Genomic DNA, 23,847 nt, shown 5'->3' on the forward strand with positions numbered 1-23,847 from the left:
TGCGAGGCGCGCTGGTTGGGCGATACGGCTGTAGAAACTACACAACCGTAAAGTTGTGATAGGCTCTGGCCCATGAATCGCGATCCGTCGCTTCTCCACCCGCTTCCCGATCAGCTCATCGAGCTGGTCGCCTCGCGCTTTCGCGTCCTGGCCGAGCCGATGCGCATCAGGCTGCTCGACCGCCTCCGTGACGGTGACGCGACCGTCGGCGAGCTGCAGGAGGCGCTCGGCGCCTCGCAGCAGAACGTCTCGAAGCACCTCGGCGTCCTGTTGAACGCCGGGATGGTCGCCCGCGCAAAGCAGGGCACCTCGTCCGTCTACGCCATCGCCGATCCCGGCGTCTTCGAGCTCTGCGACCAGGTCTGCGGCGGGTTGCGCCGCCAGGTCTCCGAGCTCGACGCGATCCTCCAAGGAGGCAGAGCAGCATGACCCCGACTCGATCCTGCGTGCGTGAGACCGGCTGGCCGCTGGAGCGCGTGCTGTTCGCGATGGCCGGCACGGTCACGCTGCTCAGCGCGGTGCTGGCGGCGGTCGTCTCGCCGTGGTTTCTGCTGCTGACGGCGTTCGTCGGCGTCAACCAGTGGCTGTACGTCTCGCTCGGCGCCTGCCCGGCGTCGCTGATCCTCGGCCGCCTGTTCGGCCTGCGCTCGACCCTCTACGCCCGCAAGGAGGTCTCCCGATGACCACCACCTACGGTCCGATCGGCCGCCTGGGCCGCTACACCGCCACCCACTTCCGCACCGTCGCGCTCGGCTGGCTGCTGGTCGCCGTCGTGCTCGGCTTCTTCGCCCCGAAGGTCGAGAAGGCCCTGTCGGGCGCCGGCTGGGAGGCGACGGGCTCGGAGTCGGTCGCCGCCCGCAAGGCGATCGACCAGAACTTCCAGGGCCTCTCCTCGAGCGCCCTGATGGTCGTCGTGCACTCGCCGACGCAGACCACCAAGGATCCCGCCTTCCAGCGCGTGATCGCCTCCACGGAGGCGACGCTGAAGGCCGACCACCGCGTCAAGAACGTCGTCGCGCCCCGGCCGGGCACCTCGATCTCGCGCGACGGTCACACCGCCATCGTGCAGGCCGGCGCCGCCGCCGACGCCAACACCATGGTCCGCGCGGCCGATGACCTCAAGACCAAGCTGCATCGTCTGCAGGGCGACGGCGTGCAGGTCTCGCTGACCGGCGCCAGCGGCATGTGGTCGGACTTCAACACCGCCAACCGTACGGCGATGATGAAGTCCGAGCTGTTCAGCTGGCCGGTCACGATGGTCATCCTCGTGCTCGCCTTCGGCTCGCTGGTGGCCGCCGGACTGCCGCTGATGCTGACGATCCTCGGCCTGATGGCCTCCGCCGGGACGCTCTACCTCGGCACCAAGGTGCTGGACATCTCGATCTGGGCGATGAACTTCGCGCTGATGTTCGCGCTGGCGCTGGGCATCGACTACGCGCTGTTCATCGTGATGCGCTTCCGCGCCGCGCTGTTCGGCACCCACGAGCCGGTGGAGGACGCGGTGGCCGAGACGATGGACACCGCCGGCAAGGCCGTGCTGTTCAGCGGCGTGACCGTGCTGATCTCGCTGACTGCCGTGATGCTCGTCCCCAGCCCGGCGTTCCGGTCGATGGCCCTGGGGATCATGATCGCCGTCATCTTCATCCTCGCGGCGACGATGACGCTGCTGCCCGCCGTGCTGGCCAAGCTCGGCCCCAAGGTCGACAACGTCTCGCTGCCGTGGGTCCATCAGGGCGAGCACCGCTCCGCGCGCTTCGCCGCCTGGGGTGAGCGGCTGTGGAAGCACCCGCTGGCCTTCGGCGCCATCGCCGTGGTCGTCCTGCTGGCGCTGGCCTTCCCCGTCCTGGGCCTGAAGACCGGGATGCCGTCGATCAAGGTCGTGCCGACCTCCGACAGCTCGCGCGTCGGCTACACCCAGGTCCAGCAGGCCTTCGGCAAGGGCGCCCCGGGCGCGATCCAGATCGCCACCACCCAGGCCGACGCGGCCAGGGTCACGGCGATCGCCAAGGCCGACCCGGGCATCGCCCGGGTCATGCCGGCGATGCCCGGGGCCGGCGGCGCCGCCCTGGTGCAGGCCGTCCCCGGCGCCGACCCGTCCTCCAAGGCGGTCGGCCGGACCATCGATCGCCTGCGCGGCGCGCTGCCGCAGGGCGCGCTGGTCGGCGGGTCGGTCGCCGAGAACCACGACCTCGAGACCCTGCTGTCGTCCAAGACCCCGCTGGTCATCGGCGTCGTGCTGATCCTCGGCTTCCTGCTGCTGCTCGTCGCGCTGCAGGCGCCGATCATCGCCGCGCTCGGCGTGGCCACCAACCTGCTGGCCACCGGCGCCGCCTTCGGGATCGCCCGGCTGATCTTCCAGGGCGGCCACGGCAGCGGGCTGCTGGGCTTCGAGCCCCAGGGCTTCCTGGACGCCTGGGGCCCGGTGTTCTTCTTCGCGATGATCTTCGCGATCTCCATGGACTACACCGTGTTCCTGCTCTCCAGCGCCAAGGAGCACTGGGACCGCAGCCACGATCCCAAGGAGGCCATGGTCGGCGCCGTCGCCCACTCCGGGCGCGTCGTCTTCGCGGCCGCCGCGGTGATGGTGGCGGTGTTCTTCACCTTCGCCCTCAGCGGCCCGCTGCCGCCCAAGGAGATGGGCGTCATCCTCGGCGTCGCCGTGCTGCTCGACGCCTTCCTGGTCCGGCTGCTGCTCGTGCCGGTGCTCCTGCGCCTGCTGGGCAAGTGGGCCTGGTGGCTGCCCAAGCCCCTGGCCCGCATCCTGCCCGACGTCCGCTTCGGCCACGCCTGAGCCGATGACCGGCAAGGACCCCAAGAAGTTCGACCCCGCCCGGGCGCACGTGCTGGACGCGCCCGAGCGGGAGCGGTACCTGCCAACCGACGCGCTCGTCGCCCTGCTGGACCTGCAGGGCGACGAGATCGTCGTCGACTACGGCGCAGGCACCGGGCGGATCACGATCCCGGCCGCCCATCTGCTGCGCGACGGCGGCCGTGTCGTCGCCGTCGACAGCAGCGACGAGATGCTCGGCCACCTGCGTCTACGCACGACGGGGAACCCGAACGTCACAGCTCTGCACGTCGCCGACGACGCCGTGCCGCTCCCCGACGCGAGCGTCGATCGGGTGATCGCCGTCAACCTCCTGCACGAGGTGCGCGGCGAGCGTGCCCTCGCCGAGATGCGACGGCTGCTCAAGCCCAGCGGGTTCACGCTCGTCGTGGATTGGGAGCGCGGCCGTCGCCGCGACATCGGGCCACCCGACGAGCTGCTCTACGACGCTGACGGAGCGTGCCGCGCGCTCGGCGTCGTCGGCCTGCGCGCGACCGTGGCGCCCATCGACCTGCCCTACCACTTCGCCCTTCTCGCGATCCCCACCACCTAGGAGCTCTTGTCCATGTTCTTCTCCCGAACCCGTTCGATCACGCCCACCGAGGCGGTCGAGCGGCAGCGGACCGGCGGCCTGGTGCTCGTCGACGTTCGCGAGGCCGCCGAGCTGCGCCAGGGGCGCATCGAGGGCGCCCGCAATATCCCCCTCGGCCAGCTCGGCGCACAGCTCGGCGAGCTCGATTCCAGCAAGTCCGTCGCCTTCGTCTGCCAGTCGGGCATGCGCAGCGCCAGGGCGACGAAGGCCGCCGCCAAGGCGGGACTGGATGCCGTCAACGTCAGCGGCGGCGTGACGGCCTGGTCCCGCGCCGGCCTGCCCCTCACCCGATAGGAGACCGGACCGATGATCTTCCGGCAGATCACCCACGACGACCTCGGGTGCGCCTCGTACCTGGTCGGCGACGAGGACGCGGGCGTTGCGGCCGTCGTCGATCCCAAGCTCGAGATCGAGGAGTACCTCGCGCTGGCCCGGTACATGGGCGTGCGGATCGAGCACATCCTCGAGACCCACAACCACGCCGATCACGTCTCGGGCCACGGCCGGCTGGCGGCGGCGACCGGCGCGACGATCCACGTGCACCGCGATGCCGCGCCCGGCTACGACCACGAGGCCTTCGACGACGGCTGGGAGCTGGAGCTGGGCGCCGTGCGCGTGCGCGCGCTGCACACACCGGGCCACCGGCCCGAGCACACGGCGTTCGCGCTGATCGACACCGCGCGCGGCCCCGAGCCATGGGCGGTGCTCACCGGTGACACCTTGTTCGTCGGTGACATCGCGCGCCCCGACCTGGCCGTCGACAAGGAAGAGGGCGCGCACGACATGTTCGCCTCGCTGCGCGACAAGCTCCTCACGTTGCCCGGCGCGTGCGAGGTCTGGCCCGGCCATCTCGGCGGCTCGCTGTGCGGCGGCCCGGGGATGGACATGAAGATCTCCTCGACGATCGCCTATGAGCTGGCGCACAACGAGCTGCTGGCCGAGACCGATGAGAACGCGTTCGTGGAACGCGCGATCGCCACGCTGGCCCCGCAGCCCCCGAACTTCCAGGCGATCGTGGCGCTCAACCAGGGCCCGCTGCACAGCGGCCACGTCGACGTCGAGCCGCTCACCGCGCGACAGGTCGAGGTCAAGCAACTCACGGGCGCGCTCGTGGTCGACGTGCGCACCGACCTGCAGTTCGATGACGCCCACATCCCCGGCGCGGTCTGCAACCCGGCGGTCCGCGCCGGCTTCGGCACGAAGCTCGCGTGGGTCGCCGACCGTGACCACGAGGTGATCCTCGTCGGCCGCGACGACGACGACGCGATCCATGCCGCGCACCTCGCGGCCGCGGTGGGGATCACGGATCTCGGCGGCTACCTGGCCGGCGGCATGACGAGCTGGCGTGAGGAGAAGCGCCCGACCGAGGGCGTGGAGCGCATCGACGTGTCGGGCCTACGCGAGCGGATCGCCGACGTGCAGGTCCTCGACGTGCGCGAGCAAGGTGAGTTCGAGGCCGGCCACCTCGCCGGTGCGGTCCACGCGGCCTACCACGACATCGACGGTGTCCCCGCGGGCTTGGACCCGGCGCGCCCGATCGCCGTGATCTGCTCCTCCGGCCAGCGCAGCGCGATCGCCGCCTCGCTGCTGCTGCGCGCCGGCGCGCAGCACGTCATCCACGTCGCCGACGGTGGCGTCGTCACCTGGCAACAGCAGGGCTGGCCGATCGAGCAACCGCAGTCCGCGGCACGCTAGGAATGGCGGCGGCCGCCATCCCCTTCGGGCTGGCCATCGGCCTGAGCCTCGGCATGCTCGGCGGCGGCGGCTCGGTCCTCGCCGTGCCGGTCCTGGTCTACGTCCTCGGCCAGAGCGTTCACGAAGCGACGACCACGTCGCTGGTGGTCGTCACCGCCGGCGCCCTGGCCGGCGGGCTCGCGCACGCCCGCGAGGGTCGCGTCTGCTGGCGCCACGCCAGCGCGTTCACCGCCGCGGCGCTGCCCGGCGTCGTCGCAGGCACGGCGCTGGGCAACGCTGTCAGCGGCCGCGTGCTGATCGCGGCCTTCGCCGTGATCATGCTCGCCGCCGCGGCCGCCACCTGGCGCAAGGCCACCAAGGCCACATCGGCCGGCGACGCCGCGCCGGTCACGTCGAGCTGTCCGCCGCTGCGCCTCGGGCGCGACCTGGTCGCCGGCCTCCTCATCGGCACGATGACCGGCTTCTTCGGCGTCGGCGGCGGCTTTCTCATCGTCCCCACGCTGTCCATCGCGCTGGCGCTGTCCATGCGCCTGGCCGTCGGCACCTCGCTGGCGATCATCACCGCCACCTCGGTCATGGCCCTCGGCGCGCACCTGGTCGCCGGCCGCGGCCTCGACGCCGGCGTGACGACGACCATGACGCTGGCCTGCGTGGCCGGCGCACTCGGCGGCGTGCGCTTGGCCGGACGCATCCCGCAGCGCCAACTTGGCCAGGGCTTCGCGGCGCTCGTCGTCCTCGTCGCCGGCTACCTCCTGATCTCCGCCGCCTTCCTCGGCGGCCCACCTGGCAGCTCCTGACCCTCACGCCCGGAAGGACCGACATCATGCACAACGTCAACGTCGAGGCTGTCGAGCAGACCGCCGCCAAGGCCCAGGCCGATCCGAGTGTCGTCGTCCAGCACGTCGTCTTCGACGGCGAGTGGCAGACGACCCCGGGCACGCCGCAGTTCCGCGCGACGATCCCGGTTCCCAACGGGGAGCCGGTCGTCTTCGAGGCCGACTTCCCGCCGCCGATGGGCGGCACCGGAGCGGCCCCCAACCCGTTGGCCTACTGTTTCTGGGGCGGCCTGGCCTGCTACGCCATGACCTACGCCCAGGAGGCCGCGCGCCGCGGCGTCGAGATCCGCGCGCTGCGCGCGCGGGTGGAGACCGACGTAGACCTCGGCCGCGCGCTGGGCGTCAGCGACCGGCCTCCCGTGCAGGGCATCGACTGGCACCTGGACGTCGACGCCGACGCCACGCCCGAGGTCCTGGACGAGCTCAAGGCCGCCGCCGACGAGCACTGCCCCGGGGCGTACTGCATTCGCAACCCGATCGAGCTGCGCACGCACGTCACGCGGACCTGAGCGTCAGGCCGCGCGCTGTTCCGTGGTGGGTTCGACGGCCACCGGGACGTCAATCCCGGTGCGGGCTGTGGGTGACGATGCAGAAGTCCTCGAACAGCTCCAGGCAGCGCGGCATGCGTGGCTCGGGCTTGTCCATGGCCGCACCACGTCTCGGCTCAGGCGACGTCGAGGAGCTGCTGAAACTCGGCCAGCTGGGCGCGCAGACCGCCGCAGACCTGCTCGCACAGGGCGAACACGGAGTCGTCGGCGATCGCATAGCGGACCGCGGTGCCCTGCTTCGTGCGGCTGACGATCCCTGCCTGGTGTAGGACACCCAGATGCTTCGACACGTTCTGCTGCGACGCGCCGAGTGCCTCCCGCAACTCGCTGACATTCGCTGGACCCTCGCGCAGGCGGTCGAGCACCTTGATCCGCATCGGCTCGCCGATGACCCGGAAGCGCTGCGCGATGAGCTCGACCAGCGGATCGGGAAGGGGAGAGGGGAGGGCCATGGCATTCACTGTACGCGGTTGGAGTTGTGCGTCCTCCCTTCGAGAAGCCGCGCTCGGTCCGGCCTCCGACGATGGGCGGAGGTCGAGGACATCAAGATCTGGTTTGCGCCCTCGCCCGCGAAGATCGCTCCGACCATGGCGAGCGTCTGGTCACCGGTCAGGGCATGAGCTGGTGGCCAGGGCCAGGAACTCCTGGCGAGTGCGTGCGTCGTCCCGGACCAGGCCGTACAGCGCTGACGTGACGGTCGTGGAGCCGGACTTCTGAACGCCCCGCAGCGTCATGCACATGTGCTCGGCCTCCAGCACGACGCCGATCCCCACGGGCTCGAGCTCGCGCTGCAACCAGCCGGCGATCTGGGTCGTGAGGCGCTCCTGGGTCTGCAGGTCGCGAGCGTAGAGCTCAACGACGCGGGCCAGCTTGCTCAGACCGAGGATCCGTCCGCCGGGAAGGTATCCGATGTGCGCAACGCCGTGAAACGGCAGCATGTGATGCATGCACAGCGAATGGAACGGGATGCGGCGCGCGACGATCAACTGGTCGTAACCGTCGTCGTTGGCGAACGTTGTGGCCCGAAACGGTTGCGGGGTCAAGAGCTCGGTGAGGGCCTCGGCAACGCGGCGGGGCGTCTCGCGCAGTCCCTCAGCGTCGACGTCGGCGCCGAGGGCTGACAGGAGATCACGAGCGGCGCGCACCAACGCGCCCTGATCGATGTCGCGACCCTGGTCGCCTGCATCATGCAAGGGGGCCAGGGCGAGGCCGGTTAGGTGTTGATGTGGCGCGGTCATGTCGAGCCTTAGTGCCGTCGCCGCACGATCTCTTACCGGGCAGGTGGTCGGTTGGGCGAGAACGGGGGTAGGGAGGAGGGTGGCACCGACCGCGGCGCGGGAGGCCGGTGGCGCTCCCATGGCAGCGGCCGACAACGAGCCGTCGTGATGGGCATCAGCGCACGGCCGGCCACCGTACACATCGCGGCGCGCCGATCTCCGCCCGCTCAGTCGTCAGGGGTCTGCAGCGTCGTGGAGGCGTCGCAGCTTCGCGTTCGGAGCCATGGCGCGGTTGCTCAGCGTTCGGTGGTGGTCTGGCCGGCCAGCGACTCCAGCGGGCTCTCCGAGTCCGCCAGCGCCGCGCGGTCGACCGTCCGGCGTCCGCGGATGAGCGCCTGGATGTGCTCGTTGACATCCCAGACGTTGACGTTCATGCCAGCGGCGACCCGGCCCTCATGAAGCCAGAAGGCGATGAACTCACCACGGGCCGGGTCACCGCGGAGGACCACCTCGTCCCACTGCGGCGCGTGTCCGCAGTACTCCATCCCGACGTCGTACTGATCGGAGAAGAAGTAGGGCAGGTGCTCAAAGCTGACACGCTCGCCGAGCATGGCGCGCGCGGCGGCGGGCCCCTGTGTCAGCGCGTTGGCCCAGTGCTCGACCCGGATGCGCCGGTGGTAGAACGGATGCCAGGCGTTCGCGACGTCGCCGGCGGCGAACACGCCGGGCGCCGAGGTCTGGAGCCGCTCGTCGACGATGATCCCGTTGTCGATCGCGATGCCCGCCGTCTGTGCGAGATCGACCCGCGGGAGGACGCCGATGCCGACGACCGCGAAGTCGCACTCGACCAGTCGCCCGCGGTCGGTGCGGACGCGGGCGATCGCCGCGCCATCACCCTCGATGGCCTCCACGCCTTCGCCGAGGGCCAGGGTGACCCCGTTCCGGGCGTGGACGTCGCGGTAGAAGGCGCCGATCTCGGAGCCGAAGATCCGCTCATTGGGCAGCGCGAGCGGATCGATCAGGGTGACCTCCAGCCCGCGCTGGCGTGCCGAAGCGGCGAACTCGCTGCCGATCCAGCCGGCGCCGACGACCACGACGCGGCCGCCGCGATCCAGCCGCTCACGCAGCGCGTCACAATCCGCCAGCGTCCGCAGGTAGTGGACGCCCTCGAGGTCTGCCCCGGGGACGGAGATCCGCCGTGGCTGGGCTCCGGTGGCCAGCAGGAGCCGGTCGTAGCCCAGCGCGTCGCCGTCATCGAGCGTCACGCGCGATGACCCGGGATCGATGGCCGTCACCGTGGTGTCGGTCAACAGCTCGATGTCGTGCTCGGCGTAGAACGCCAGCTCGTGGACGTAGGCCTTGTCGCGTTCGGACTCGCCCCGCAGGTAGTCCTTGGTCAACGGCGGGCGCTCGTACGGTCGCTCCGACTCTGCGCCGATCAGTACCACGCGACCGTCAAAGCCGCGTTGGCGCAGCTCCTCGGCCGCCTTGGCGCCGGTCAGGCTGGCACCGACGATGACGTGGGTCTGCTTGCTCATGCGGGGCTCCGGGCTGGTGGTATCGACTGAGGTCGCCGGTCAGGGCCTGCTGGGCTCCTCGGTGGGTCGGTCAGTGATCCTTCACCTACGAGCGACCACTGCGGGGCGTTCCTTACGTCCCGGGTCTCGAACGTCAGGCGCCCGGACGTAGAGTCCTGTACCGGGCTCTTGCCTGCCAGATCGTCGCTGGTTGCTCCTCGCGCTATGGGGCGGCGACGATCCGCATGTAGGGCAGCGGCTGCTGCCAGCCGTCCGGGTAGCGCTCCCGGGCCTGCTGGTCGGTGACCGATCCGGCGATGATGACGTCGTCGCCGGGCTGCCATTGCGCCGGGGTGGTGAGCTGATGTGCGGCGGTGAGCTGCAGGGAGTCGATCACGCGCAGGACCTCGTCGAAGTTGCGTCCGGTCGTCATGGGGTAGATGAGGACGAGCTTGATCTGCTTGTCGGGTCCGATGACGAAGACGTTGCGCAGGGTGGCGTTCTGGGCGGCGGTGCGGGCGGTCGGGTCGCCGTCGGCGTCGGCGGGAAGCATCCCGTACGCCTTGCTGATGGCGTGGTCGGTGTCCGCGATGATCGGGTAGTTGACCGCGGCACCCTGGGTGCTGGCGATGTCCTTGGACCAGGCGGTGCTGCCGTCGACGGGATCGGTGGAGATCGCGATGATCTTCGTGTCGCGGCGGTCGAAGTCGGCCTTGATGGACGCCATGTAGCCGAGCTCGGTCGTGCACACCGGCGTGAAGGCGCGCGGATGCGAGAACAGGACCGCCCAGCTGTCGCCGATCCAGTCATGGAAGGCGATCTCACCTTCGGTGGTCTGGGCGACGAAGTCCGGTGCGGCGTCGCCGATGGTCAAGGTCATGCGGATCCTCCGGGGTCGATGGGTCGCGGTAAAAGCCGATCCGGTTTAGTATATATCGTGCCACGATATCGCGGGACGATCAAGTCGGCCTGGGGCCTACGACGAGACCTGGAGTGCATACGATGAACAAGCACGAACGCTTCAAGCAGGACAAGGATCCGCTCGACGCCCGCGACGACGTCCTGCGAGGAGCGCGCGAAGGCCGTGACGCGCTCGACGACGCCGACCTGTTCCGACTCAAGTGGCACGGGCTCTACGAGCACAACGCCAAGGACGGCCACTTCATGCTGCGGGTCAAGGTCGTGCAGGGCGTCCTCACGGCCGAGCAGGCCGAGACCCTGGCGTGGGTCGCCGAGCATCATGGGCGCGGCATGCTGGATTGCACCACGCGGCAGTGCGTGCAGATCCACTGGATCACGCTGGACGCGATGCCCGAGATCATGCGGCGCCTGGAGGCGGCCGGTCTGACGACGACCGGGGCATGCGGCGACGTGACGCGCAACGTCATCGGCTGCACCGTGGCCGGCATCGCCCACGAGGAGATCGTCGACGGCTACGCGACCGCGGTGGCGTTGCACCAGTGCTTCCTGGGCAACCGTGCCTTCTCCAACCTGCCCCGCAAGTACAAGATCAGCGTCACGGGCTGTGCTGAGGACTGCGCACGCGGGCTCATCAACGACGTGGCGCTGTCGGGCGCGATCGCCGACGATGGGACGCGCGGCTTCAACCTGCGCGTCGGCGGCGGCCTGTCGGCCGTGCCTCGGTTCGCCCGCTGGATCGACGTCTTCATCACCCCGGAGGAGGCTCCGGAGGTGATCGAGCACGTCACGGCCATCTTCCGCGACGCGGAGGAGAACCGCAGGGCTCGCGGCCGGGCCCGCCTGAAGTTCCTGCTCGATCGTGTCGGTCCCGAGGTGTTTCGCCGCGATCTCGAGTCCCGGGTCGGCCGGCCGCTGCGCCGCGGGGCTCCGCACGCTCCCGATCTGCACGGTCACGACCACGTCGGCGTCACGCCACAGCGCGACGGCGTGCATTCTGCGGTGGGCCTGTGCGTCCCGCTGGGTCGTCTGCGCGTCGAGCAGTTCCAGGGGGTGATCGCGCTGGCCCGTGCCTACGGCAGCGGCGAGGTCCGATTCACCCACCAGCAGAACGTCCTCATCCCGAACGTGCCCAACGATCGCGTCGCGTCCATGCTCTCCGAGCCACTGGTGCGCGACGAGCTGTCGGCCGACCCGATGCTGTTCACGCGGGGGGTGCAGACCTGCACCGGCAAGGAGTTCTGCGGGCTGGCGAAGGTCTACACCAAGGACCGCGCCGCAGAGATCACGGCCGTGCTCAACGAGCACGTCCGCGCCAACGGGCATGGGGAGGATCTTCGCGTGCACTTCGCGGGGTGCTCGTCGAGTTGCGCGCAGCAGCAGATCGCCGACATCGGCATCGAGGGCGTGCTGAAGCGCTTCGACGGCGAGATGATCGAGGCGATGGACATCCGCATCGGCGGACGCCTCGGACCCGACCCTCGCTTCGGCGAGGTCGTCGTCAAGAAGGTCCCCCACTGGGAGCTCAACGCCACGCTGCTGGAGATCTTCGACCTCTACGACGGTGCCCATCGAGCGGGGGAGACCTTTCGTGCATTCGCGGCTCGCACCCCGGCGGACTGGTGGCGGCAGCGACTCGCTGCGCCCGAGGACGCCGCGGCATCGGCGTGAGGACGGTGCGCCCAGGCCGGTCCGGCGTTCGCGATGGCACTCCGATGGACGTGCGACCCTTGCCGCGATGGCCAAGCGCAGCCGGCGTGCCCGGCGTCCTGGGCAGGAGGCGATGACGACGCTCGAGGTCGTTGATGCTCGCGGCTACGCACAGTTGGCGTCGCTGCGTTCCGGGATCCGCAACTACCTGGCCTGGGCCGAGCAGCAGGCCCGCGAGCACGACATGACGCCGGCCCAGGTGCAGTTGGCCCTAGCCATCCGCGCGCACGGCGACCCCGACGGCCCGACGGTGGGCGAACTGGCCGACACGCTGCTGCTGCGCCATCACAGCGCCGTGGGCCTCATCGACCGCGCCGAGCATGCCGGCCTGGTCGCACGTCATCGCGATCCCGAACACCAGAGCCGCGTCCGCGTGCGTCTCACCACCGAGGGCGACGATCGGCTGGAACGACTCAGCGCCCTGCACCTGCAGTGGCTGGCTGAGCACGGGGCGGAGATGGCGGACGTGTGGAGAGCATTCGGACCGGAGGCCAGGTGACCGGGGTGCCCAGTGCAGAGGTCCTCGAGCCGCAGGCCGTCGCCGAGTGGCTGCACATCGACGTCACCTGGGTCCTGGCCGCGATCGCGCGCGCCGATCTCCCGGTCCTCGGCTACCGCAGCGATGGCGTCCCTCTGCTGGCCACCGATGAGGTCCAGGCATGGCTTCGCCGCCCAACCCTCGCCGATGATGAGACCTGAGCGTCGAGGTCGGGATGGGAGATCAGACGGGCAGGCGTCGCCCGGCCTGGTCCCCGGGACCATGTCATAGTGTGGATGTGAAAAAGGGTGGGTATGGTCCGCTGCATCATGCCGAACGCCGACAAGATGATGGACTTCGTTGCCGCGCACGCCGAGGATCTCGCGTCGCCAGGGCTCAGCCCTCGTCCCAGCCGCCGGGTGGCCGTGCTGTCCTGTATGGATACGCGGATCGACGTGCTGTCGATGTTGGGACTGAATCGGGGAGATGCGCACATCATCCGCAACGCCGGCGGCTTGGTCACCGACGACGCGCTGCGCTCGCTGAGCGTTTCCCAGCGTTTGCTCGGCACCGACGAGATCGTGGTCGTCATGCACGACGACTGCGGCCTACACCGTGCCTCCGAGGACGACTACCGACGAGCGCTGGCGAGAGACGGCGTCCTGCCGACATGGCGGCTCGGAGCCTTCGATGATGTGGAGGAGACGCTCCGCCACGGCCTCGGTCGCCTGCGCACCGCCCCTGAATTGCCGGCGCGCGAGCACATCTACGGCTTCGTCTACGACCCGGAGACCGCTCGGCTGCGTGAGGTACATCCACGGGAGGTGGGCTTGCGCGGTTGAGCACCCCGTCGCATGTTGGAGGGCACAGCCAGGGGATCCATGACCGCTCGTATCGGGCCGAGGGGGAGGGGGTGCGCTCGTCATCGGACTGCGACTCATCGCCTGACCTGCGGCGAATAGGGGTCCAGTGCGACCGCGACGCGGCCAGCCGGGCTACGGTCCAGCGGTGTGTGGGCTGGGCGAATGGTCCCCGTCGGGCGTCGTGGCGCAGGTGCGTGGTCCAGGCCGTCGAGCCACGGTGACAGGTACCGGCCGTGGACCTTGTGCGATGAGGACCACGGCTGGACCTCCGATGGGGGATCGGCTCCCGCATCACCGGGGATCGTGTGCTCGAGGTACTGAGCGCCATGACCGGTGAGCAGGCGCCCCCGCAAGACGGGTCGGAACGGCTGGGGCTCGATGGTGACACCGGCGCGCACGGCGAGCTGCTCGGCAATGGCATCGGCGAGCTGGCAGGCGATCCCACCCTGCTTGACCGGGAACGTGGTGCCGTCGCCGGCCGCGTAGACGTCGGGCAGACCCGGCACGCCTCCGCGATCGTCGATGATGGTGAATCCGAGCGCGTCAGCCGGCACCCCGGGAAGCCGCAGGCCTTCCATGATGGGAATCGTCACCAGGCGCTCGGCGTCAAGCCGCACTGCGCCGGGAAGCAACTCGAGAGCGCCATGGGCGGTTGCGCGGGCATGGGTCTCGCCGCAGAAGTCGATGCCCGCCCGGTCGAGCAGGTCGGTGACGGCGGCGCTCGCCGTCGGCCCGAAGACGGCCAAGGGCGTCGGCTCGGGCGAGAGGAGTTGGATGCGCAGGTCGTCGATGGCCATGCCGTGGACGGCCACCGAAGTCATGATCGCGAGCTCATAGAGCGGGAGCGGCCAGGTGATGCCCGGCGGGACCACGAACGCCACCGAGCGGGTCCAGTGCCCCTCCAGGTCGGCCAAGAGGTCATTGAACGCCGAGGAGGACTCATCCCCGGTGAAGGTCAGGGCTCGTCTGAAGGCCGTGCGATGCCGTGCCCCCGTGGCGAGTACGAGACAGTCGTGGTGCACCACGTCACCGCCGGCCAGGAGGACCGAGTGACGCTCGGCATCGACAGCGATCACCGAGTCGGCGACCAGCTGGGCCTCGACGTCGTCGGCGAGGTCGCTGAGTTCGTACCGCCGCCCATGGTCGGCCGAGAACGTCTGCGCGGTGCGTAGCGACCGGCATCGGAAGGCAGGATCTGGCGAGATGATCGTGAGCTCGACGAAGTCGGCGGCGAGGTCGTGCACGGCGAGCGCCAGTTCGACACCGGCCACACCTCCACCGGCGACGGTGATCCTGAGACGCTGAGAACGGGCGGACATGGCGCGGAAGCTCCCGTGAGAAGGGATGAACGGCGCAAGGTGAGTCTCGCACCGCGGCGTTTGGCCAGGACTGAATTTCACCAACCATACTGGTAAAAACAAGGCGGAGCATGGCGGCGCCGAAGATCGTGCTGGCACCCGATGACGTTGACCCAGTCCACGTGGGGAAATACCCTGCCGATATGGCCCGGCGTCCTGCATGGCAACACTGACGGCGATGGACGCACTCGCTGTTCCCCACGATGAGCTTGTCCAACCGACCCGTGCGCGGATCTTCGCACTGCTTTCGGACCTCGGACGTGCCGCCGGGACCGACGAGCTCGCCAAGGCACTGAAGCTGCATCCCAACGGCGTTCGGGTCCACCTCGACATCCTCGAGAACGGCGGCCTGGTCGTCCGCGAGCGCGTGCGCCAGCCACGGGGACGGCCGCGCGACGCATGGACGGTCAGCCCCACTGCACTCCCAGGGGGACACTCGCCCAGCGGGTATGCGGAGCTCGGACGCTGGCTGGTGCGCGTGCTGGCCAATGCCAAGGTCGGGATCCGGGCGGTCGAGACGACGGGCCGTGAGATCGGCCGTGACCTGGCGCCACCACCGGCAGACGATGTGCACACGCCCGAGCAACGGCTGCACGGAGCGCTTGCCGCTCTCGGGTTTCAGCCAACTCGGTCGACCACCGCGGACGACCGGATGACGTACTGCCTTGGCAACTGTCCCTACCGCGCCGTCGCCCGCGAGCAGCAGTCGCTGGTGTGCGCGCTGCATCGCGGCATCACTCGTGGGCTGCTCGACGGGCTTGACCCCAAGACCAAGCTCGTCGGGTTCACCCCCAAGGATCCCGACGAGGCCGGCTGCCTCATCGAGCTACGCGGCCCGATGGCCAAGGACGCCACCCGGTCCCTGGGTGACGGTGAGCTCTAGACGATGTGCCGCGCCGAGCGCCGGCAGCACGCGCGTCAAGACGGCCATCGCCGACCGGGATGGAGCCGCGGTGCGCGCCCGCGTGGAGCGCAGGGTCGTCGGGGCCCGCGCCGGCGCCAGACGGACACATGGAGGCTGTGAGAAGGCGATGATGGCGTCATGAGCGAGACGGCAGTTGAGGTCCTCGAGCGCTGGGAGGCACATGGCGCCCTATGGCGGCTGTGCTGGCGCAGCGAGAAGGAGGCGGTGGTCGATCTGTGCGCCTGCACCGGCGAACTCATGGATCAGGTGCGCTCGGCCGACCCTGAGCTGCTCGCCTACCTGGACCGGCGTCGGTCATCGGAGGACGACTGAACCTGCAGCCCGACGATGGCCAGCTCGATCGCCTCACGCAGGTCATCGACGGGGTCGGCGGCTGATCGGTACAGCGGCCCGCAGCCGTCGACGAGCAGCAGCCGGACGCGCGCGAGGCCGCAGACATCGATCGGCCCGGGATCCGACAGCGCCGCCGCCAGCCGCTGGAGCTCGCCTGCGACGCGGTCGAGCCTTCGGGCGCTCAGGATCGCCCAGCGGCTGGCCCACGGCGCAGGGCGTCCCGCCATGAGCACGAGCGTCTCGACGCTTGAGCGCAGCGCGACACGCTGGTCATGAGCGGTCAGTGCCTGCGCGCGGAGTGCAAGTGCAACGCCGCTCTCCGGGGGCGTCCCAGCGGCCAGCGCCCGATCTAGGCGGTCTCTGCGACAGAACGCCAACAGCCGCCCGACCGCTCCAGCACGGCGGACGACCAGCGCGCCGCTCACCTCATCCGCACAGAGGATGATCGAACATCGCATCCTGACGATGGCCATGGGGATCCGCGTGGGGGCCGTGCTCAGAGAAGCGACGCCCCCGCGATCAGCAGCCCGGCCGCGGTAGGCCCGCCGGGCGGCGGAAGCGGGTCCGGGCGTTCCTGACGGTGCAAGAGGTCATAGGCATCGTGTGCTTGATCAGGAGCCTCAGTCATGTCACCAGGATGCAGGACCGGCCGGGCCGAGGCCATGGCGAGGATCCCCCATCTGGGAGCGGCCGGGCACCCATTTCACCGGCCCTCTCGGTCGCGACGGCGGGCCGCAGGCCGAGTGGTCGCCGATTGGGTCCGGACTCTGCTCGTCGCGCGCCACCGGTCTGGCCCCGGACGTAGATTTCTCCCACGCGCGTTGTGGAAAGACTGGCAGGGTGGTAATTTCCCACTCAGACTGGATAAACCACCAGGCGAGGAGTCGACATGACGGTGGGACGGATCGACGACCGGCGTTGCGGTCCCTGAGTGATGGCCTCGGTTGCTCCGCGCCTCCCGGCCGTCGCCCTGATCACGGTCATCGCCTACGCGTTCGACTGCGACTTCGCGGCCGCCGGGGCGTTGTTGCCCGAGCGTGGGGGTTCGCCGAATGCCGACCGCATCGCATCCCTGTACACCGTCGTCCTCATCCTGGCAGCCGTAGTCTTCGTGGGGGTGACGGTGGCGTTGGCGTTCGCGCTTGTGCGCTATCGCTCGACCCGTAGTCCGACCGCCGCGCAGATCCGGGGAAACACGAGGCTCGAGATCGCTTGGACGGTCGCGGCGACGGGTCTGATCGTCTTCATCGCGGTGTTCTCGCTGACGAAGTTCGGGGCCATCGAACATCCCGACAGAGCGGAGGCCAACCCGGCCGCCGCGTCGGAGGCGGGAATAGGCGACGCCGGACACGGAGTGCTCCACATCCGCGTCGTAGGCCGCCAGTACATCTGGATGTTCCAATATCCAAACGGGGCCACCTCCTTTCAAGAGATGGTGGCACCGGTCGGCGTGACCGTCGAGCTGGACATCAGTTCGCGCGACGTCGCGCACTCGTGGTGGATCCCGAAGCTCGGTGGGAAGTTCGATGCGATCCCGGGCTATGTGAGCCACACGTGGTTTCGGCTGGAGCGAGCAGGTCTCTATCGCGGCCAGTGCGCGGAGCTCTGTGGACGCAACCATGCCGACATGACCGCCCAGGTGCGCGCCGTCGCGCCGGCTGAGTACGCGAGATGGGTCGCGCGACAGAAACGGCTGATCGCAGCGGCCGACCGAGCGAGGGATGATTCGCGATGAGCACCAGGACCTCGCTCGACGTGCGTATCGGGACCGGCGTCCCCCTGCTCGTGGCCGACCGTGTCGACCCGCCGACGCGCCACGGGTGGGTGGGCTGGGTCACGACCACCGATCACAAGCGCATTGGGATCCTGTATCTCGTGACGGCGTTCGGGTTCATGGCCCTGGGCGGCATCGAGGCTCTCCTCATGCGCACGCAGCTGGCGCAGCCGGGCAACACCGTGCTGAGTCCGCAGGCCTACAACGAGGTCTTGACCATGCACGGGACCACCATGGTCTTCCTGGTCGTGATGCCGTTGTGGGCGGGGTTCGCCAACTACGTCGTGCCGCTGCAGATCGGTGCGCGCGACATGGCATTCCCGAAGATGAACGCGTTCTCCTACTGGATGTACGTCGCCGGCGGGATCGTCTTCTACGGCTCGGTGTTCTTCAGTCCGCCCGAAGCAGGTTGGACGTCCTACACGCCGCTGTCATCGGGGCCCTACATTCCGGGCAACGGCACCGACGCGTGGATCTATCTGATCCATCTGACCGGCATCAGCTCGATCCTGGGATCGCTGAACATCATGGTCACGATCAGCAACATGCGAGCACGAGGCATGGGCTGGGGCCGACTGCCGTTGTTCTGCTGGTCGATGGTCGCACAGGCGGTCATGATCCTGCTGACGTTGCCGGTCATCGCGGGTGCGGTGACGTTGCTGCTCACCGATCGCCACTTCGGAACGTGTTTCTATGATCCCCACTGTGGTGGGTCGGCGCTGCTGTGGCAGCATCTGTTCTGGTTCTTCGGGCATCCCGAGGTCTACATCATGATCTTGCCGGCCTTCGGGGTCATCTCCGAGGTGCTGCCGGTCTTTGCCCGTAAGCCCATCTTCGGATACAAGGCCATCGCTGCGTCGAGCTTGGGAATCGCGTTCTTGTCGATGCTCGTCTGGGCCCATCACATGTTCGCAACGCCGCTGCCGGCGATCGCGCTTGCGTTCTTCATGTTGACCTCGATGCTCATCGCGATTCCGACGGGCGTGAAGATCCTCAACTGGATCGCCACGCTGTTTCGCGGCTCGATCGTCTTTCGCACGCCCTTGTACTTCGCGGCCGGGTTCCTGGTGCTGTTCACGCTGGGCGGGATCACCGGCGTGATGCTGGCCATCTACCCGATCGACCGGCAGGTCACCGACACGTACTTCGTCGTCGCGCATTTCCACTTCGTGCTGGTCGCGGGAGCCGTGTCGGGGATCATGGCAGCGCTGTACTACTGGTTTCCCAAGATGACAGGACGCTTCCTGTCGGAGCGCATGGGCAAACTCTCGTTCTGGTTGCAGTTCGTGGGGTTCCTGGCGACGTTTCTGATCCAGCACTCGCTCGGGCTGTCCGGGATGCCGAGACGCGTGTACAGCTACCGAGCCGACACCGGCTGGGGAGTGGACAACCTCATCTCGACCATCGGCGCCTTCATCCTGGCCACCGGCGTCCTGCTCACCTTGGTCAACGTCATGTGGAGCCTACGGACCGGCGCGAAGGCCGGGCCCGACCCTTGGAAGGCAAACACCCTGGAATGGTTCGCGCCTTCGCCGCCACCGGCCCACAACTTCGACGTGACTCCTGTTGTGCGCTCCGTCGAGCCGATGCGCGAGCTGCGGCGTCAGATTCGCACAGCGCACCGAAGCGGAGACGGAGATGAGTGACCTCGGGCTGGCCCTGATGCTGCTCGCGCTGCATCTGGTGGCGATCGGCGCGGGCGGCGGACTGCTCGTCCTGGCATGGCTGAGCGATACCACCGAGCAGTGGCCCGACGCGGGCTCCGACGGGCCAGGCGGCGGTCCGGGCATCCCGCCTGACCCGCCAGGCGACAGCGGATCGACCGGGCCGCCGCTCGCCCGCTCCGAGCGTTCTCCGATGCGGCTACGGACGCAGCGGACGCTGCCGCGTCGGCAGGCGCCCAGGAGACGACATCGGCCTCATGTCCCAGCGCCAGGACCGGCGCGGCGTCGGTGAGCAGGCGCGCGGCGCCAGGCCGACCTCACGGTGCGGGAAGCGCGCCGGCCAGGCCGGCCCCGACGAAGACACTGATCGCGAGGAACATCAGAAGCGTGACGTATCCCGTCTTGAGCACGGTGATGTGCCGATCGGGTGCGACCTCGCGCAGCCGCATGCCGAAGAGCGCAAGGGAGGCCAGCAGGGCAGCGCTCCCGACCAGGACTCCAGCGGTCAGGCCGGCAAGGTCGGCGACCGCGACGAGCATGGTTCCCCCGTTCCAGAGCAGCGCCTTCGCCTGCGTCGGCGCCTCGCCGGGGCTCCGTGGAGCGGCACTACCGCTGACCGCGGTCAACCCGGCGCCGAGCAGCCACTGGGAGGCGCCGCCCACCAGCCCGAGGAAGGCCACCAGCCACCACCCGCGGGTGATCGGCACGACGCTGTGCGCGATGCTCACGCCCGCCGCCGCAACCAGATAGGTGCAAGACCCGATCAGCAGCGGTCGCTCGAGGTCCGCTGCGCGGATGCCGCAGCCTCGCATGCCGGGTGAGGTCCTGACCGTCATGGCCGCGGCACTGGGCGACGCTGGATCGCTTCCAGTGCCGCGCGCTCCTTCGTGATCCGGCGCGGCCAGACGTGGTCGATCGGGACCCGGTAGCGGTCGTCGTCCTCGCGCGGGTCGTAGATCCGCTTCACCCGGACATCTGGAGTCATAGGTCGCCGCCAGTCCTCGCTGAGGGTCGATCGTCGTGGCCCCAGAATTTTACCATCAAGCATGGTGAAAAGGCGAGCCTGCTGGGTAGACTACGAGGGGATGGTGCTCGCCTCACGCCCTTGGCGTTCGTCCGACCCCGCGCGGTGACTTCCGAGCCGACTCCCGGACGTTGCCGGCGTCGGCCGACCGATCCGGGTGCTCCGCGGCCGAGCGACCTGCTGGCGGCGTTCTTCGTCTGCGGCGTCTCGTTCTTGGCGGCGGGCGCGACGGCCGCGATCGCCCATGAGCTCATCGGCGCTCCCTGGTTGCGCTGGCTGTCGCTGCACCTCGCGATGTTGGGCGGCGTGTCGCAGTTGATCCTCGGGGCCGGCCAGTTCTTCACCGGCGCCTTCCTGGCCACGAGCCCGCCGTCGCGCCGGTTGGTCGGAGCCCAGCTCGCCGTGTGGAACAGCGGTGTGATCCTCGTTGCCGTGGGTGTGCCGAGTGGCGATCCCGCCCTCGTGGATGCCGGCGCCGCACTTGTCGCTGTGGGCCTCGTGCTGTTCGCCGCGGCGCTGCGCGGTATGCAGAGACGGTCCTTGCAGCAGGCGAGATGGGCTGTGCGCTGGTACCAGGCGTGCGCCGCCTGTCTGGGAGCGGGCGCCCTGCTCGGCGTCGCGATGGCCCGGGGTGCGGCTTGGCCGTACGGATCATTGCTGGGAGCCCATCTCGCGCTCAACGTGGCCGGCTGGATGGGAACCGCCATCGTCGGGACCCTGCACACGTTCTTTCCCTCGCTGACGCAGACCCGGCTTCGGCGCCCCGGCCTCCAGGGGCCCACCTTCGTGCTGTGGACGGCCGGAGCCGGGACGCTGGCCGGCGGCGCCGCCTTCGGCGTCGACGCCGTCATGCTCGCGGGCTGGCTGGGGCTCGGCCTGGCCGCCGGCCTGCTGTGCGTGAATCTGTTCGCCTCCTGGCGCAGCGCGCCGGTCGCGCTGGCACTCCCGGCCCGGCTCATCGCGCTGGCGCAGGTCTTCCTGGTCACCGGGATCCTCGTCGCGCTCGCGGTGGCCGTCGGGCGCGGGGGAGGGGCACCCTTCGTGGGGGAGGCGCGATCGTCGGTGGCCATCCTGCTGTTGGTGGGATGGGTCGGCCTCACCGTGGCCGGGTCGCTGCTGCACCTGCTTGCCGTCCTCGGGCGCGTCCGCGACCTCCGGCGTGTCATCGCCGGGCCTCGGCCGATCGGCGACCGTCTGCTCCTCACGGCTGCTTCGGCGATGGTGATCGTGCCGGCGCTCGGGGATCCTGCCGGCGTGCGCGTCGCGGGCACGGCGGGCCGGACCCTCGCGGTCCTGGTGGCCGGGGTCCTGGGAGGCCGGGTCGCGATGCTTCTGATCCGGGCCCTCGGATCGAGCCCACAGCGGCGATCGCCGGCCAAGACGCGCTCGCCATGAAGCGTCACCCCGCCCTGGCCGAGCTGTCGCGCGACCATCACCATGCGCTCGTCGTCGCTCGCGACCTGCGACGGGCGACGGCGGTCCAGACGGCGGCTGCCGCCCGCGCCTTCCTCACCTTCTGGACGACGGAGGGTCGCGATCACTTCCGCGTCGAGGAGGAGATCCTCCTGCCGATGTATGCCGTCCACGGTGCGCCGGATCATCCGGCGATCGTGCAGATGCTCATCGACCACATGCTCATCCGCCGAGACGCCGAACTCGTGGCCCGCGGCGCGTCGGCTCCAGAGCTGCGACGCCTCGGGGAGACGCTGGCCGCTCACGTGCGACTGGAGGAGCGACGAGTGTTTCCGCTGGTGGAGGCGACGCTCTCCAACTCGGAATTGGACGCGCTCGCCGGCCGGCTCGCCGAGGTGACGCGATGAGCAGCGCGCGTGCCGGACTCGCATCTCACGACACATTGGCCGCGGTCATCGATCTCCGTGGGGTGACGACCGGTCGCTCGGCCTGTGCGCGACACATGTGCGCTGTGCGTGAGCTGGCCACCTTCGAGCCGGAGCTCCACCACCACGCTCACGAAAAGGGCACCATCCTGTTGGCGCACATGGGAGCGCTGTGCGCAGTCCGGGGCCGCGGACACGCCTCAGCCAGACTCAGGTCGCAACGTTCTTGTAGTAGTCGGCATTGATGGCGATGTAGCGCTGCCACTCGGTCGGGACCTGATCTTCGGAGGTGATCGCGTCGACCGGACAGGCCTCGACGCAGGCATCGCAGTCGATGCATTCCTCGGGGTCGATGTAGAGCTGATCGCGCTGGTCGAAGTCCGCTTCGTCGGGTGTGGGATGGATGCAGTCGACGGGACAGACCTCGACGCACGACGTGTCCTTGGTCCCGATGCACGGCTCGCTGATCACATAGGCCATGGTGGTGCCTCCAGATTTAGCCAGAAGAGATGGGAAAAATACTACCTGGGCGCCGCCTGCGATTCCAGGCCGCGGTGAGAGGAAGGACCGCGATACCCAGAGCCTGGGTACCTCGCATCCACCGGATGGGCCCAGACCCATGTCGGCGGTTGCCCCACGGTGCAATCCTCTCGGCCATGATTCGCAAGCGTCCGATCGATGGCGACCAAGGCGAGCCCGATGGCGTCGAGGCAGACCTTCAGGGGTTGAGAACTGACGGTTGCGATCCCGGCTCGTCGATCCCGGAAGACGAGGTCGACGATGCCGGCGTGGGGTCATTCCCGGCCAGCGACCCGCCGGGCTGGTGGAGCGGACGCTGACTGAGGCGTGTTCGCCGGGCCGATGAAGAGGCGGTCCAGCGGGGCGGCGAGCTCACCGAACTCGCCTGGTGAGCTGAGGAAGATCTCGATGTACCCGAACACGGCTTGGCGTGGCTCGGCCCTGGTGGGCCAGGACCGGCGTCGGATGAGCTCCTTCTACAGGGTTGCGAAGAAGCCCTCCGTCTCGCACAACAGACCGATCGGGTGAGTGGCCTGCTCCGCGGCGATGAGCTTGAAGGCGCTCACCGGGTCGCGCTCTCCCGGGCGAAGAGGGCCGCGGCCTCTCTGAGGATCTCCTATCTCCTGCTCAAGCCGCCGGACCTGCTTTCGCAGCTGCCTGAGCTCCTCAGGTTCCGAGCCGGTCGCCCGTCATCGCGACACTCCTGCGCATACGGCGGCGCTAGTCGCGTGCCCCGGCAGGAACGGCGGCGCGTGTTCCCGCCAGTGGCGGGCCCCGCCCCTGCGGCGACGAGGCACTGCAGGAGCCGCTCGACGGGCGCGAGCGCAGCTGGTGAGGCCAGCGGCCGGAGCCCGATGAGGCGGAAGGCCTGGGGATGGTCGAGCGTCAGCGCCCGCAGCTGCGCCGCGAAGGCGCGGCAGGCGTCGCTCCAGTCCGATCCAGGCTCGGGGATCTCGATGCGCGTCATGAGCAGCTCTCCGAGCCCATCGAGCACCGCTTCGCGGTTGGGCACGTGATGGTACAAGGACATGGCCTCGACCCCGAGCTCGTCCCCGAGACGACGCATCGTGAGCGCCTCGGCACCCTCGCGTTCGACCAGCGCCAGCGCGGCATGCAGGATGCGCTCGCGGGTCAGACCGTCGCGGCGTGTCCGGGCGTTCGCAGCAGGCACGTCTACACCCTACGGGCGGCACGGCCGTGGGCCGCACGCA

General features: G+C 69.4%; 29 protein-coding genes. 19 read left to right on the top strand and 10 right to left on the bottom strand.

Going from position 1 to position 23,847, the window contains the following annotated elements; translation table 11 throughout:
• The first annotated feature begins 72 nt into the window (after window positions 1–72).
• The 8 genes from FSW04_RS12155 to FSW04_RS12190 are packed head-to-tail and all read left to right on the top strand — an operon-like array spanning window position 73 to window position 6,459.
• A complete protein-coding gene (locus FSW04_RS12155; RefSeq protein ID WP_146919563.1) occupies window positions 73–429 on the top strand; it encodes an ArsR/SmtB family transcription factor in 357 nt (118 codons plus the stop codon).
• Window positions 426–683: a DUF2892 domain-containing protein gene (locus FSW04_RS12160; protein ID WP_146919565.1), complete on the top strand. Its 258-nt coding sequence runs from the start codon at window positions 426–428 to the stop codon at window positions 681–683. Before FSW04_RS12155 ends, FSW04_RS12160 begins: the two co-directional genes overlap by 4 nt.
• Window positions 680–2,791: an MMPL family transporter gene (locus tag FSW04_RS12165; protein ID WP_146919567.1), complete on the top strand. Its 2,112-nt coding sequence runs from the start codon at window positions 680–682 to the stop codon at window positions 2,789–2,791. The genes FSW04_RS12160 and FSW04_RS12165 overlap by 4 nt, the downstream gene beginning before the upstream one ends.
• Before the next feature lie 4 nt (window positions 2,792–2,795).
• The gene (locus tag FSW04_RS12170) at window positions 2,796–3,380 is read left to right on the top strand and encodes a class I SAM-dependent methyltransferase (protein ID WP_146919569.1); all 585 of its coding nucleotides are present in this window, start codon (window positions 2,796–2,798) and stop codon (window positions 3,378–3,380) included.
• Window positions 3,381–3,392: 12 nt separating this feature from the next.
• Window positions 3,393–3,713, top strand: coding sequence for a rhodanese-like domain-containing protein (locus FSW04_RS12175; RefSeq protein ID WP_146919571.1), 321 nt, complete (start codon window positions 3,393–3,395; stop codon window positions 3,711–3,713).
• 12 nt (window positions 3,714–3,725) lie between these two features.
• Window positions 3,726–5,114, top strand: a complete 1,389-nt coding sequence (locus FSW04_RS12180) for an MBL fold metallo-hydrolase (RefSeq protein ID WP_146919574.1) — start codon at window positions 3,726–3,728, stop codon at window positions 5,112–5,114.
• Window positions 5,115–5,116: 2 nt separating this feature from the next.
• Complete coding sequence (locus FSW04_RS12185; RefSeq protein WP_146919576.1) at window positions 5,117–5,911, top strand: sulfite exporter TauE/SafE family protein; 795 nt, start codon at window positions 5,117–5,119, stop codon at window positions 5,909–5,911.
• 26 nt (window positions 5,912–5,937) lie between these two features.
• Entirely contained in the window at window positions 5,938–6,459 is a 522-nt protein-coding gene (locus FSW04_RS12190; protein WP_146919578.1) for an OsmC family protein, read from the top strand.
• 155 nt (window positions 6,460–6,614) lie between these two features.
• Here the strand turns inward: FSW04_RS12190 and FSW04_RS12195 are convergent, their stop codons facing one another.
• The 4 genes from FSW04_RS12195 to FSW04_RS12210 all read right to left on the bottom strand — a co-directional run bounded on the left by FSW04_RS12195 (window position 6,615) and on the right by FSW04_RS12210 (window position 10,112).
• On the bottom strand, window positions 6,615–6,950 hold the full coding sequence (locus FSW04_RS12195) for an ArsR/SmtB family transcription factor (protein ID WP_146919580.1): 336 nt from the start codon (window positions 6,948–6,950) through the stop codon (window positions 6,615–6,617).
• 150 nt (window positions 6,951–7,100) lie between these two features.
• Window positions 7,101–7,736 carry a GTP cyclohydrolase I FolE gene (gene folE, locus FSW04_RS12200; protein ID WP_146919582.1) on the bottom strand — a complete coding sequence of 212 codons (636 nt, stop codon included), beginning with the start codon at window positions 7,734–7,736 and terminating at the stop codon, window positions 7,101–7,103.
• Window positions 7,737–8,011: 275 nt separating this feature from the next.
• Window positions 8,012–9,253 (bottom strand): NAD(P)/FAD-dependent oxidoreductase, encoded by a 1,242-nt coding sequence (locus tag FSW04_RS12205; protein WP_146919585.1) that lies wholly within the window; start codon window positions 9,251–9,253, stop codon window positions 8,012–8,014.
• A 202-nt stretch (window positions 9,254–9,455) separates the two neighbouring features.
• Window positions 9,456–10,112, bottom strand: a complete 657-nt coding sequence (locus FSW04_RS12210; RefSeq protein WP_146919587.1) for a peroxiredoxin — start codon at window positions 10,110–10,112, stop codon at window positions 9,456–9,458.
• Between the two features lie 122 nt (window positions 10,113–10,234).
• Here FSW04_RS12210 and FSW04_RS12215 point away from each other — a divergent pair, with 122 nt between their 5' ends.
• From FSW04_RS12215 to FSW04_RS12230, 4 genes are all read left to right on the top strand, one after another.
• On the top strand, window positions 10,235–11,821 hold the full coding sequence (locus tag FSW04_RS12215) for a nitrite/sulfite reductase (protein WP_146919589.1): 1,587 nt from the start codon (window positions 10,235–10,237) through the stop codon (window positions 11,819–11,821).
• A 67-nt stretch (window positions 11,822–11,888) separates the two neighbouring features.
• Window positions 11,889–12,359, top strand: coding sequence for a MarR family winged helix-turn-helix transcriptional regulator (locus FSW04_RS12220; protein ID WP_228431192.1), 471 nt, complete (start codon window positions 11,889–11,891; stop codon window positions 12,357–12,359).
• A gap of 5 nt (window positions 12,360–12,364) precedes the next feature.
• Window positions 12,365–12,559 (top strand): hypothetical protein, encoded by a 195-nt coding sequence (locus FSW04_RS12225; protein ID WP_187369454.1) that lies wholly within the window; start codon window positions 12,365–12,367, stop codon window positions 12,557–12,559.
• A gap of 108 nt (window positions 12,560–12,667) precedes the next feature.
• The gene (locus FSW04_RS12230; RefSeq protein ID WP_187369455.1) at window positions 12,668–13,180 is read left to right on the top strand and encodes a beta-class carbonic anhydrase; all 513 of its coding nucleotides are present in this window, start codon (window positions 12,668–12,670) and stop codon (window positions 13,178–13,180) included.
• 95 nt (window positions 13,181–13,275) lie between these two features.
• Here the strand turns inward: FSW04_RS12230 and FSW04_RS12235 are convergent, their stop codons facing one another.
• Window positions 13,276–14,520, bottom strand: coding sequence for an NAD(P)/FAD-dependent oxidoreductase (locus tag FSW04_RS12235; RefSeq protein ID WP_187369456.1), 1,245 nt, complete (start codon window positions 14,518–14,520; stop codon window positions 13,276–13,278).
• Window positions 14,521–14,719: 199 nt separating this feature from the next.
• Here FSW04_RS12235 and FSW04_RS12240 point away from each other — a divergent pair, with 199 nt between their 5' ends.
• Entirely contained in the window at window positions 14,720–15,442 is a 723-nt protein-coding gene (locus FSW04_RS12240; protein WP_146919597.1) for a helix-turn-helix transcriptional regulator, read from the top strand.
• Window positions 15,443–15,601: 159 nt separating this feature from the next.
• Complete coding sequence (locus tag FSW04_RS12245) at window positions 15,602–15,796, top strand: hypothetical protein (protein ID WP_146919599.1); 195 nt, start codon at window positions 15,602–15,604, stop codon at window positions 15,794–15,796.
• Here the strand turns inward: FSW04_RS12245 and FSW04_RS12250 are convergent.
• Window positions 15,760–16,290, bottom strand: a complete 531-nt coding sequence (locus FSW04_RS12250) for a hypothetical protein (protein ID WP_146919601.1) — start codon at window positions 16,288–16,290, stop codon at window positions 15,760–15,762. The two genes, FSW04_RS12245 and FSW04_RS12250, sit on opposite strands and share 37 nt — an antisense overlap.
• Window positions 16,291–16,751: 461 nt before the next feature.
• Here FSW04_RS12250 and coxB point away from each other — a divergent pair, with 461 nt between their 5' ends.
• Both coxB and ctaD read left to right on the top strand, forming a co-directional pair.
• Window positions 16,752–17,552 carry a cytochrome c oxidase subunit II gene (coxB, locus tag FSW04_RS12255; protein ID WP_146919603.1) on the top strand — a complete coding sequence of 267 codons (801 nt, stop codon included), beginning with the start codon at window positions 16,752–16,754 and terminating at the stop codon, window positions 17,550–17,552.
• Complete coding sequence (ctaD, locus tag FSW04_RS12260; RefSeq protein WP_146919605.1) at window positions 17,549–19,237, top strand: cytochrome c oxidase subunit I; 1,689 nt, start codon at window positions 17,549–17,551, stop codon at window positions 19,235–19,237. Before coxB ends, ctaD begins: the two co-directional genes overlap by 4 nt.
• A 335-nt stretch (window positions 19,238–19,572) precedes the next feature.
• Here the strand turns inward: ctaD and FSW04_RS12265 are convergent, their stop codons facing one another.
• The gene (locus tag FSW04_RS12265; RefSeq protein ID WP_146919607.1) at window positions 19,573–20,091 is read right to left on the bottom strand and encodes a hypothetical protein; all 519 of its coding nucleotides are present in this window, start codon (window positions 20,089–20,091) and stop codon (window positions 19,573–19,575) included.
• Window positions 20,088–20,222 (bottom strand): DUF488 family protein, N3 subclade, encoded by a 135-nt coding sequence (locus tag FSW04_RS27840; protein WP_267128309.1) that lies wholly within the window; start codon window positions 20,220–20,222, stop codon window positions 20,088–20,090. Before FSW04_RS27840 ends, FSW04_RS12265 begins: the two co-directional genes overlap by 4 nt.
• Before the next feature lie 138 nt (window positions 20,223–20,360).
• Here FSW04_RS27840 and FSW04_RS25955 point away from each other — a divergent pair, with 138 nt between their 5' ends.
• Together FSW04_RS25955 and FSW04_RS25960 are read left to right on the top strand one after the other, a co-directional pair.
• Window positions 20,361–21,674 carry a hypothetical protein gene (locus tag FSW04_RS25955; protein ID WP_187369457.1) on the top strand — a complete coding sequence of 438 codons (1,314 nt, stop codon included), beginning with the start codon at window positions 20,361–20,363 and terminating at the stop codon, window positions 21,672–21,674.
• Window positions 21,671–22,099: a hemerythrin domain-containing protein gene (locus tag FSW04_RS25960; RefSeq protein ID WP_187369458.1), complete on the top strand. Its 429-nt coding sequence runs from the start codon at window positions 21,671–21,673 to the stop codon at window positions 22,097–22,099. The genes FSW04_RS25955 and FSW04_RS25960 overlap by 4 nt, the downstream gene beginning before the upstream one ends.
• A gap of 228 nt (window positions 22,100–22,327) precedes the next feature.
• Here FSW04_RS25960 and FSW04_RS12275 read toward each other — a convergent pair whose 3' ends face one another.
• The gene (locus tag FSW04_RS12275; RefSeq protein WP_146919610.1) at window positions 22,328–22,597 is read right to left on the bottom strand and encodes a 4Fe-4S dicluster domain-containing protein; all 270 of its coding nucleotides are present in this window, start codon (window positions 22,595–22,597) and stop codon (window positions 22,328–22,330) included.
• A 176-nt stretch (window positions 22,598–22,773) separates the two neighbouring features.
• Here FSW04_RS12275 and FSW04_RS12280 point away from each other — a divergent pair, with 176 nt between their 5' ends.
• Window positions 22,774–22,956, top strand: coding sequence for a hypothetical protein (locus FSW04_RS12280; RefSeq protein ID WP_146919612.1), 183 nt, complete (start codon window positions 22,774–22,776; stop codon window positions 22,954–22,956).
• 296 nt (window positions 22,957–23,252) lie between these two features.
• On the opposite strand, the gene FSW04_RS12285 is transcribed toward FSW04_RS12280, so the two are convergent.
• Window positions 23,253–23,807, bottom strand: coding sequence for a TetR/AcrR family transcriptional regulator (locus FSW04_RS12285; protein WP_146919615.1), 555 nt, complete (start codon window positions 23,805–23,807; stop codon window positions 23,253–23,255).
• Window positions 23,808–23,847: the final 40 nt, after the last annotated feature.

Source organism: Baekduia soli (genome assembly GCF_007970665.1).
Classification (GTDB): Bacteria; Actinomycetota; Thermoleophilia; order Solirubrobacterales; family Solirubrobacteraceae; genus Baekduia; species Baekduia soli.